We start from the raw sequence: 11593 nt of genomic DNA on the forward strand, positions 1-11593 counted from the left end.
AATATATTTAATTAAGATGAAGAGATTTCATTATACACGGAGCTTGACTCAATTATTCGATGAATGTCATTATCGTCAATCTCTTTTTTCTTATCTGCAAATTCTAAAAACTTAGAATATACTTCGTCTAACTGAAGTTTTGTTAACTCGTAACCCACATTTTTTGCTCTATAAGCTAATGCAGCTCTACCACTTCTTGCTGTTAAAACAATGGCAGATTCCGTTACACCAACATCCTTAGGGTCTATGATCTCATAGGTCTCACGATTCTTGATAACACCATCTTGATGAATTCCAGAACTGTGAGCAAATGCGTTAGCACCAACTATAGCCTTGTTGGGTTGCGTGTAAATCCCCATACTGTCTGATACCAACTGACTGATACCGTAAAGCATTTCAGAATTAATACCAGTATCTAGGTTTAAGTAAGGGTGTTGTCTTAATACCATAACCACTTCTTCTAGAGCGGTATTTCCAGCACGTTCGCCTATACCGTTTATGGTACATTCTATTTGGCGAGCACCATTTATAACCCCTTCAATTGAGTTGGCTGTGGCTAACCCTAAATCGTTATGGCAATGACAAGATAAAATAGCCTTGTCTATACCTTTCACGTTTTCTTTTAAGTATTTAATTTTTGCACCATATTCGCTTGGTAAGCAATAACCGGTAGTGTCTGGAATGTTTAGTACAGTTGCTCCGGCTTTAATAACAGCTTCACAAACTCTAGCTAAATATTCATTGTCGGTTCTACCAGCATCTTCGGCATAAAATTCAACATCTTCAACAAAAGATTTCGCGTAGCTTACGGCTCTAACGGCACGTTCTATAATATCTTCTTGTGTGGATTTAAATTTGAATTTTATATGGGAATCAGATGTTCCAATACCTGTATGTATTCTTGGGGTTTTGGCGTATTTTAATGCCTCGGCAGCAACTTTTATGTCATTTTCAACCGAGCGTGTTAAACCACAAACGGTTGCGTTTTTTACTATTTTGGCAATTTCTTCAACAGATTTAAAGTCTCCCGGGCTGGAGACGGGAAAGCCTGCTTCAATAATATCTACACCCAATAGGTCCAGCTGTTCAGCTATAACTAATTTCTGTTCGGTATTTAGTTTACAGCCAGGAACTTGCTCTCCATCACGTAGGGTTGTATCGAAAATTTGTACCTTGTTATCAGACATTTATTCAAATATATTTTCTTATTCTTATACGAATGTATATTTTGGTTTCATAAAAGTAACTACTTTAATTACTTTTTTTACGATGTTTAACTACTGCTAAGTTAAGTTAAAAAATTGAATTTCAGTTTTTTAAAAAGGTTTTTGTAACTATGACAAGAGAGCAAAAAGATAACTTGTTTGTTTTAATAAAGTCCCTGTCTAAATCTGAAAAAAGGCAATTTAAACTTTATGTAGGTAGATTGGGCGTTAATGAAGACTCTAAGTTCTTAACCCTCTTCAATATTTTAGACAAGCTTCCTAGGTACGATGAGGCCGCTATTCTTAAAAAAGGCATCGTAAAAAAACAGCAATTATCTAATGTAAAGGCTCATTTGTACAAACAAATTTTAATTAGCCTAAGGTTAAATCCTTCCCATCAAGATATTCGTATTCAAATACGGGAGCAGCTGGATTTTGCGACCATTCTTTATCACAAAGGGCTCTATAAGCAGAGTTTGAAAATTCTCGATAAAGCCAAGAATCTAGCCATAGTAAATGAAGAAAAGAATATTGCTTACGAAATTGTAGAGTTAGAGAAAATTATTGAGTCTCAATATATTACCCGAAGTCTAAGTAATAGGGCCGATGAACTTACAATTCAGGCCAAAGAGCTTAGTCAGCAAAACGTGGTAGCCAGTAAGCTATCTAATTTATCGTTACAGCTTTACGGTCTTTTTTTAAAAACAGGGTATGTTAAAAACGACCAAGAGCATCAAATCATTACAAAATACTACAACGACAGATTGCCGGTTTACGACATCAATAAACTTGGTTTTAGGGAAAAATTGTGGCTGTACAAGGCTAAGCTTTGGTATAGTTTTTTAACGGTAGATTTTTTAGCGTGCTATAAATATGCATCCAAGTGGGTAGATTTGTTCTACGATAACAGGGACATGATTGTTTTAAATCCGGTCTTCTTTTTAAGGGGTAACCACTATCTACTCGAAGCGCTTTTTTACTTAAGGCAATACGATAAATTCAAAGAGACGCTTTCAAAATTAGAGGAGATAACTAAAGAGAAAAAGTTTCCTTTGGATGATAATATTGAAGGCTTAGCGTTTTTGTATATCTACGCCAACAAATTTAATCTTCATTTTATCGAGGGGAGTTTTGAGGCTGGTTTGCCTTTAATAGATGAGGTTTTGGAGCAGCTAAATAATTATCAAAACAGAATTGATGAGCACCATGTTATGGTGTTTTATTACAAAATAGCTAGTATGTATTTTGGGGCTGGCAATACAAAGGGTTGCATTCAGTTTTTAGATAAAATTATTAGTAACAAGTCTCTACAGATGAGGGAAGACTTACTTTGTTTCTCTAGGATTCTAAACTTGGTAGCGCATTATGAGGCTGGTCTAGATTATAATCTTGATGTACTTATAAAAAGCACCTATAAATTCTTGATTAAAATGGAAGATTTATACGAGGTACAGAAAGAGTTTATTAAGTTTTTACGAGGTCTAGGCGACATTTACCCGCATGAAGTAAAGAAGGAATTTGTTAAACTGCACAAGAAGCTGAAGGAGTTTGAAGATGACCCTTACCAAAGCAGGGCTTTTTTATATTTAGATATCATTTCGTGGTTGGAATCTAAGATTGAAAACAGACCCATTGGGGATGTTATTAGGGATAAGTTCGAGGCCAGACTTAAACTAGCCTAAATATGGTGTTTACCTGATGTAACGTAGGCAGGTAGTTAACCTTTCTGACCAACTGGGTTTATGATATAAGATTTAGCTTTTTATGGCTAGTTTTTGGAGCGATACTCAACTCTTAAAAAGCAAATAGTTATAATTCCTTGAGCGGTATCTTGTGTAAGTTTCCTTATTTGTAATTCTAATTGCTTTTAAGGGAGGTTCGTTTAACAGTTTTGGCCATGGTTTTGTTACGGAAAGGTACGCGAGTGTCATAATTCCGCCGTAACCATAAATTTAGCAAAAAGGCTCGAAATTCCGATTAGGAATTTCAGCCGTAATGAACTATGGCCGTTGTTGTGCACAGTTATTTATTTAATTTGTTCCATTTTACCATCAAGTAACTTGCAAATGAGCTACAAGACACTAACATATATAGAGCATCTTCCTGGTCTAAATTATCCTCTTCCATCATAGCGTGACGAATTCCATCACCATCACTTGTATATCCATAAAGTTTGATGAACCCTTGTTCAAGTGCACCGTGAATTGGTAGTGTTTTTTTTATTTTTTTTATTGCCTTTCCTAATTCAGCTTTGTTGTCTCCTGTTATTTGTTGACATATAGATTCAACCGCTGAAATACTTTCCTTAATCGAGTTTCTATAATCAGGATTTTGTCTATCTGATAGCTTATTTAGTGCGTTAGTTAAATGAAGATTAACGCCCACAAAGCCATTATTAGTGGACTGGTTAATTGCATCTTCTATACCTGCAATTTGGACTTCATCCGTAATCGGTGCAAGTTCCAAATTAACAAATCTGTAACCCGATAATTCACGTTTTAAAACATAGTTACAGTCATTGGCAAATCGTTCTATTTTAAATGGCAAATTATTTGCTCTTACAATAAAGTCTATAAAATCATATAATTCTAAATAATTCCAACTGAAAAATCTACTCCTAATTTCTTTTCTGATAAGTGTAGTAACTGACGGTATTTTATCCAATGTTTCTTTAAAATGATTAAACCAAAGCGATTGTATGAATCTTTTGTATTTAGAGTTGCTTAAGTAACCTGTATCTCTTAAAGGTTCATTTATATATTGAATTACAACATTCCATAAGCTATTTCTTAAATCATCATCTATATAGTCTAATTGTATTTCAGTTTTAATTTCTGATTTTCCAATTCTTTCTGAGAATTTCCTTCCTTTCATTTAATTTTGTTAAGTGAGGTTAATTGTGCACAACTTTGGAGATATGCGTCGTCTTAACAACCTACATCCAAAGTCAAACTAATTTAGTTGAAAATTTTTACAAAATCAAGTGGTTTTATTTTTTGTTTTAAGGGAATGTTCTTTCTGTAAATACCGCAAAAACGAAAATTTCTTGCCAAAAATTTGGAAAATTAATTTTTCTGAACGAATATTTGCAAAGCAAAAGTTCAATAAACATATTGAAATGTTATCAAGAAAGGTGGAGGGATTGGACCCGTTGAAGCCTTAGCAACCCTTTAAACTTATTAAAGAAGGTGCTAAATTCTACTTGAATGACCGATTCATTTATCGGAAGTTTGGATAGATAACACAAGATAATTACGTCCGGTAATTACTATTTCTTTTTAACATTTTTCTGTAAATAATGCGTTGATAATAACGTATTTTGGCTTTTGATTTAAATCAAATTTCTGAAATGCTTGCATTGAAGAAACGTAAAACTGTCATTCTCGCGAAATCGAAGATTCATGAATACGTTATTGTAAAACTGAATCAATGAATAAAGCGGGAATATTAACTAAAATAAGATATAGAAAAATGAGCAATCAAAAATTAGCAACCAACGCTTTACATGCTGGACACGACGTAAGTGCAACCGGAGGAACCAGAGCTGTACCAATTTATCAAACAACATCGTATGTGTTTAATGATTCTGAACATGCAGCAAACCTATTTTCATTACAAGAATTAGGGTTTATTTACACAAGATTAAATAACCCTACAAACCAAATACTACAAGAGCGTTTGGCAGCAGTAGAAGGAGGAATAGGGGCTGTTGTGTTTGCTTCTGGTACCGCTGCAATTTCTACAGGTCTGTTAACGCTTTTAAAAGCGGGAGACCATATTGTAGCTTCGAGTAGTCTGTATGGCGGAACCTATAATTTATTAAATGTAACCCTGCCCAGATTAGGAATTACAACAACATTTGTAGATGCTTCTAATCCAGATAATTTTGCAGAAGCGGTTCAAGACAATACTAGAGCCTTTTTTGTGGAATCTTTGGGGAATCCAAAATTAGATGTTCTAGATTTAGAAGCTATCTCAGAGCATTCCAAAGCGGCCGGTGTTCCTTTTATAGTAGATAATACGGTGGCTACGCCAGCCTTATTGAACCCGATTAAACATGGTGCCAATATTGTAATTCATTCTTTGACTAAGTATATTGGTGGACAAGGGACTTCTCTTGGAGGTGCGATAATCGATGCCGGAACTTTTGATTGGGCCAATGGAAAATTCCCGGAGTTTACAGAGCCTTCCGCAGGATACCATGGATTAAAATATCACGAAACCCTTGGGGCAGCTTCATACACTTTCAAACTTATACTCGAAGGATTGCGCGATTTTGGTGGGGCTATCAGTCCAACCAATGCATTCAATATAATTCAAGGTTTAGAGACTTTGCCAGTTAGAATTAAGCAACATAGCGAAAATGCGTTAGAGTTGGCCAAATGGTTAGAAGCTCAAGATGAAGTGGCTTGGGTAAATTACCCAGGATTAGAGAGTAGTAAGTACAATGCGCTTGCTAAAAAATATTTACCAAGCGGACAAAGTGGTATCGTTACTTTTGGTGCAAAAGGTGGTTTTGAAGCGGCTAAAACTATCGCCGATAAGACCAAGATTTTCTCACTTCTAGCAAACATTGGAGATACAAAATCACTAATTATTCATCCTTCTAGTACAACACACCAACAGTTAAGTGAAGCGGAGCAAGCTTCTGCAGGAGTTACTCCAGATTTAATTAGATTGTCTGTAGGTATTGAGGATTTAGAAGATTTAAAAGCCGATTTAGAAGCTGCTTTTTCAGAAATATAATTTAGAAGGCCTGTCAGGTTTTAAAGACCTGACAGGTCTGTAAACAGTTTTGGTTTGAAAAATTCGTTACAACATATAATTATTAAAGATTATACCACCATAAGTGGTGTGATTAACCCAGAAATTAAATTGAGTTATCAGGTGTTTGGACAACCTTTAGGTACAGCACCCATTGTTTTGGTTAATCATGCTTTAACTGGAAACAGCGATGTTGCTGGGGAAACAGGTTGGTGGAAAGATTTAATTGGTAAGGATAAAGTTATCGATACTAAGCTTTATACGGTGCTAGCCTTTAATATTCCTGGTAACGGATTTGATGGATTTGTAATCGATAATTATAAAGATTTTATAGCTCGTGATGTTGCTAAAATCTTTTTAAAAGGATTAGAGCATTTAAACTCTGGAAAGTTGTATGCGACCATTGGAGGGTCTTTAGGTGGAGGAATCGCTTGGGAAATGGCTGTAGAAAAACCAGATTTCACAGAGCATTTGGTAGTTGTTGCAACCGACTGGAAATCTACCGATTGGTTGATTGCCAATTGCCAAATACAAGAGCAGTTTCTTTTAAATTCTAAAAATCCGGTGCACGATGCAAGAATGCATGCTATGTTGTGTTACAGAACACCAGAATCTTTTAAGGAGCGTTTTCAACGCAGTAAAAACGAAGACTTAGAAATTTTTAATGTAGAGAGTTGGCTGTTACACCATGGTAAGAAGTTACAGGAGCGTTTTCAGTTATCTGCTTATAAACTAATGAATCAATTGCTAAAAACAATTGATGTTACCAAAGACAGGGCGGCCAATTTTAATGTATTAGAGAATATTGAAGCTAAAATACATATCGTTGGGGTAGATTCCGATTTGTTTTTTACAGCTGAAGAGAATAGGGAAACGCATAAACAATTGGCTTTAACGCATCCCAACGTAACCTACAGTGAAATCAATTCGGTGCATGGTCATGATGCATTTTTAATGGAGTATAGCCAGCTGGAAGAAATTGTTGAAGGTATTTTTGTGCCCAATTCAAAACGAAGAAGAATGAAAATCTTAAAGTTTGGTGGCAAATCTTTAGCCAATGGCAAAGGATTGGAAACGGTACTCTCCATTATAGAAAATAAGGTTGAAGAAGGCGAACGCATAAGTGTTGTGGTGTCTGCAAGAGGGACTTCTACAGACGATTTAGAGGCTATTTTAAATAAAGCCATAGCTGGTGAGGAGTATGTGTCTGATTTAGAAAATTTAAAGGCTTATCAGTCGCAACCTTCCCAAAATATAGATTTTTCAGAGGAGTTTTCAGCTTTAGATAAACTCTTTGAAGGTGTTAGTTTGTTAAGAGATTATAGCAAGAAAACTAAAGATAATATCCTTGCACAGGGGGAGTTGTTGTCTGTTAAATTAATCACAAGTCTACTCGTTGAAAGAGGAATTAAAGCAAATGCTACAGACGCAAGGCGCTTGATAAAAACCAATGAATCTTTCGGTAATGCACAACCAATTTCAAAGTTGTCTAAGGAAAATGTCAAGGATTATTTCAAGAAGAATAACAATGTTGTTAATGTCGTAACGGGCTTTATTGCTTCAAACCTAAAAAATGAAACTACGACTTTAGGTCGCAATGGCAGCAATTATACAGCAGCACTTTTGGCCAATTATTTAGATGCAGAAGAATTACAGAATTACACCCACGTTAGTGGTATTTATACTGCAGACCCAAGTTTGGTTCCCGATGCCGAGCAGATTAGGGAATTATCCTTTAGTGAGGCCAATGAGTTGGCTAACTTCGGAACTTCGGTATTACACGCCAAAACGATTATTCCTCTTGTTGAGAAGAATATAAACTTACGTATTTTAAATACGTTTAACCCAGATGACAAAGGGACTTTAATTACCGCAAAGCCAAGTGCCAAAGAGGTGACTTCTTTGTCTGTTTTGGATAATGTAGCTCTATTGAATTTAGAAGGTAGAGGTCTACTAGGTAAAATTGGTGTAGATGCTAGGATTTTTGGAGCTTTAAGCAGTTACGGTATTAGTGTGAGTATTGTATCGCAAGGCTCCTCAGAACGAGGCGTTGGTCTAATCATAGATGCCGATCAAGCTACCCAGGCTGTTATTGCTCTGGAACGTGAGTTTGAAAGTGATTTCTATTCTCAAGATGTCAATAAAATTGATGTCGTAGACGATGTTGCCGTAATATCGATTGTGGGAATAGAGTTGAGTTCGTTTCATAAGCCGTTCAATGCACTTATAAAAAACCAAATCACGCCTTTGCTTTTCAATAATACCGTCACAGGTAAGAATGTGAGTTTGGTTGTTAAAAAGAAAGAACTCCATAAAGCTTTGAATGTTATTCACGGTGAAGTTTTTGGTGTTTCTAAAAAGATAAATATTGCCATTTTTGGACATGGTGGCGTTGGAGGTGCTTTAATTAATCAGATTTTAAAATCCAAAGACGATATTGAAAAGCGAAAAGGCATTAACTTAAACGTCTTTGCTATCGCGAATTCCAAGAAATTAATTTTAGATAAGAACGGCGTGAGCAGTGAATGGCAAAATACTATTGCTTCAAGTTCTCACAAAAGTTCTATTGATGATGTGATTACTTATGCCAAAAACCATCATTTAGAAAATTTAATTGCAGTAGATAATACGGCTAGCAATGTGTTTTATAATAATTATGTGCCTTTAATAGAAGCTGGTTTCGACTTGGTGTCTTCTAATAAAATAGCGAATACTATTTCGCATACATTTTATACTGAATTAAGGGCGCATCTCGAAGAGCATAATAAGCAATATCTTTATGAAACAACAGTTGGTGCTGGTTTGCCTTTAATAGATACTATTAAATTACTTCATGAGTCTGGAGAGAATATCACCCGAATAAGAGGAGTGTTCTCGGGGACATTGAGTTACCTGTTTAATAATTTTTCAGTTCAAGATAAACCGTTTAGCGCCATTGTTCGAGAGACCATAGATAAGGGGTTTACAGAACCGGATCCAAGAGAAGATTTTTCAGGGAATGATGTGGCTAGAAAACTATTGATTTTGGCTCGTGAACTAGATTTGCAAAATGAATTTGAGGATGTAGATGTTTTAAATTTAATTCCCGAGGCGTATCAAAATATTTCGGTTAGTGAGTTCTTAAATCAATTAGAGGTTTTAGACGAACAGTACCAAAAAATAAAAGAAGACCAAGAACCTGGCCATGTGTTACGTTATGTAGGGGATTTATCGGGAGATTTATCTCAGGACAAGGGGAATTTAGAAGTTAAGCTAGTATCCATACCAGAAGATAGCACTTTAGGTCATGTAAAAGGCAGTGATGCTATTTTCGAAATATTTACCGAGAGTTATGGAGAGCAACCTATAGTGATTCAAGGCGCTGGTGCAGGAGCAGAGGTGACAGCGCGTGGCGTTTTTGGAGATATATTAAGGTTATCTAAGCATATCAATTGACAAAAGTATTTTTGTCACCCTGAACTTATTTAAGGGTCTAAACAGATATTGTGAATAATTCCTTCCGCAAGGTCCTAAAGACCTTTAGGAATAATTAAAAATAAAAGAGACCTGTCAGGTTTTTAAAACCTGACAGGTCTAACAAAATAAAAATGAGCAAGAAAAGACAATTTGAAACCGAAGCGATTCGTACACAATCTGAAACCACTCAGTTTTCAGAACACTCTGTACCATTATACTTAACGTCTGGATTTGTATTCGAAGACGCTGAAGAAATGAGAGCTTCGTTTGCAGAGGAGAAACAACGGGATTTATACAGTAGATATAGTAATCCTAATGTAAACGAGTTTGTAGAAAAAGTTTGTAAAATGGAAGGCGCCGAAGATGGCTTTGCTTTTGCAAGTGGTATGGCAGCTGTCTTTTCAACGTTTGCCACGTTATTAAATGCAGGAGACCACGTGGTGTCTTGTAGCTCGGTTTTTGGTGCCACACATGGCTTATTTACTAAGTATTTTCCAAAATGGAATATTGAGTGTTCTTACTTCAATATAGATGAAGTGGATAATTTAGAAAGCCTTATACAGCCAAACACTAAATTTGTTTATGCTGAAACACCAACCAATCCGGGTGTAGATATTTTAGACCTAGAATTTTTAAGTGCCGTTTGTAAAAAGCATAATCTATTGTTGGTAATAGACAATTGTTTTGCAACACCATATCTGCAAAATCCTATAAAGTTTGGAGCAGACTTGGTAATACATTCAGCTACAAAATTAATGGATGGTCAAGGTAGAGTTTTAGGAGGTGTAACTGTTGGAAAGAGAGAACTAATTCGAGAAATTTATTTATTCTCCAGATTAACAGGGCCAGCTATGAGTCCGTTTAATGCTTGGGTGCTCTCTAAATCTCTTGAAACTTTAGCGATTAGAGCAGACAGACATTGCGATAATGCCCTAAAACTTGCCGAGTTTCTGGAAAAACATCCTAAGGTTAAATGGGTGAAATACCCTTTCTTAAAATCACACCCTAAACATGAAGTTGCCAAAAAGCAAATGCGTTTAGGTGGTAATATTGTGGCTTTCGAGGTCGAGGGTGGTTTAGAAGGCGGACGAGCTTTTTTCGATAATATTAAACTATGTTCTCTGTCGGCAAACTTGGGAGATTCTAGAACCATTGTAACGCATCCTGCAAGTACAACACATGCTAAAGTTGAAGCACAAGTTAAAGCAGCTGCAGGTATAACCGATGGTATGGTGCGTTGTTCGTTAGGTTTAGAACACATAGATGATATTATCGTAGATATTGAACAGGCTCTAAATAATTAAGATGAGACTTTTTACTGTAGACGCTTTTACCGACACACCTTTTAAAGGAAATCCGGCAGCAGTGTGCGTATTGGAAAACCCACTTACCGAGGCTCAGTATTTGGATATTGCAAAGGAGATGAATCTTTCTGAAACTGCCTTTGTGTATTTAAAAGATGGTGTTTATCAATTAAGATGGTTTACACCAGAAGTTGAAATAGAATTGTGCGGACATGCAACTTTGGCAACTGCGAAAATATTATTCGATAAGTACAAGGTTGAAACAGAAGTTTTAAAGTTCAATACACTAAGTGGCGTTTTGACTGTTAAGCAAAATGATGATTTACTGGAGATGAATTTTCCAATTGGGACATTAACCCAAGTCGAAGAAAAAGATGCACTGTTAGAATCTGCCCTGATGGAAAAAATTACTACGATATCAGAAGATGATAAATGGTACTTAGCAGAATTGGAAAGTGAGGAAACGTTAATAAATCTTAAGCCTAACTTTAGTAAATTATTGGAGCATTCAAAAAGTAAATTTATAGTGACGGCCAAATCAGATGGTGATTCGTACGATTTCGTCTCAAGGTTTTTTGCTCCCGATTATGGTATTAACGAAGACCCCGTAACTGGTTCGGCACATTGTTATTTGTCTAGTTATTGGAGCCATAAGCTCAATAAAAATACTGTAGTAGGTTATCAGGCCTCTAAGCGGGGCGGTACAGTAGAATGTGAAGTTATCGAAAACGACCGTGTTTTACTTCGCGGCAATTGTGTGATAATGGCCGAAATCTTACCAGAATGGTAAAACAACTTACTTAATCAAAAAAATAAGGTAATTTCTCTTCAATAATCTCGACTCTTAGGTAAAAAAAAAGAGAT

Annotated in this window: 7 protein-coding genes and 1 riboswitch; of the genes, 5 read left to right on the plus strand and 2 right to left on the minus strand. The window is 35.9% G+C overall.

All coding sequences use genetic code 11. The features are described 5' to 3' along the window. Positions 1-11: 11 nt before the first annotated feature. Entirely contained in the window at positions 12-1187 is a 1176-nt protein-coding gene (locus M0214_RS08285) for a 2-isopropylmalate synthase (protein WP_248722101.1), read from the minus strand. A gap of 149 nt (positions 1188-1336) precedes the next feature. On the opposite strand from M0214_RS08285, the gene M0214_RS08290 reads away from it, so the two are divergent. Beyond that, positions 1337-2887 carry a hypothetical protein gene (locus M0214_RS08290; RefSeq protein ID WP_248722102.1) on the plus strand — a complete coding sequence of 517 codons (1551 nt, stop codon included), beginning with the start codon at positions 1337-1339 and terminating at the stop codon, positions 2885-2887. A gap of 340 nt (positions 2888-3227) precedes the next feature. Here M0214_RS08290 and M0214_RS08295 read toward each other — a convergent pair whose 3' ends face one another. Continuing rightward, the gene (locus tag M0214_RS08295; RefSeq protein ID WP_248722103.1) at positions 3228-4079 is read right to left on the minus strand and encodes an AbiJ-NTD4 domain-containing protein; all 852 of its coding nucleotides are present in this window, start codon (positions 4077-4079) and stop codon (positions 3228-3230) included. Between the two features lie 244 nt (positions 4080-4323). Next, positions 4324-4450, plus strand: a riboswitch (SAM riboswitch). A gap of 226 nt (positions 4451-4676) precedes the next feature. Here M0214_RS08295 and M0214_RS08300 point away from each other — a divergent pair. The 4 genes from M0214_RS08300 (at position 4677) to M0214_RS08315 (ending at position 11519) form a co-directional block, all read left to right on the plus strand. Next, a complete protein-coding gene (locus M0214_RS08300) occupies positions 4677-5951 on the plus strand; it encodes an O-acetylhomoserine aminocarboxypropyltransferase/cysteine synthase family protein (RefSeq protein ID WP_248722104.1) in 1275 nt (424 codons plus the stop codon). 54 nt (positions 5952-6005) lie between these two features. Beyond that, positions 6006-9404: a bifunctional aspartate kinase/homoserine dehydrogenase I gene (gene thrA / locus M0214_RS08305; protein WP_248722105.1), complete on the plus strand. Its 3399-nt coding sequence runs from the start codon at positions 6006-6008 to the stop codon at positions 9402-9404. Positions 9405-9556: 152 nt separating this feature from the next. Further along, positions 9557-10729 carry a PLP-dependent aspartate aminotransferase family protein gene (locus M0214_RS08310; RefSeq protein WP_248722106.1) on the plus strand — a complete coding sequence of 391 codons (1173 nt, stop codon included), beginning with the start codon at positions 9557-9559 and terminating at the stop codon, positions 10727-10729. A 1-nt stretch (position 10730) separates the two neighbouring features. Continuing rightward, on the plus strand, positions 10731-11519 hold the full coding sequence (locus M0214_RS08315; RefSeq protein ID WP_248722107.1) for a PhzF family phenazine biosynthesis protein: 789 nt from the start codon (positions 10731-10733) through the stop codon (positions 11517-11519). The last annotated feature ends 74 nt before the right edge of the window (positions 11520-11593 follow it).

This window comes from Seonamhaeicola sp. ML3, from assembly GCF_023273855.1.
In the GTDB taxonomy this organism is placed as follows: domain Bacteria; phylum Bacteroidota; class Bacteroidia; order Flavobacteriales; family Flavobacteriaceae; genus Seonamhaeicola.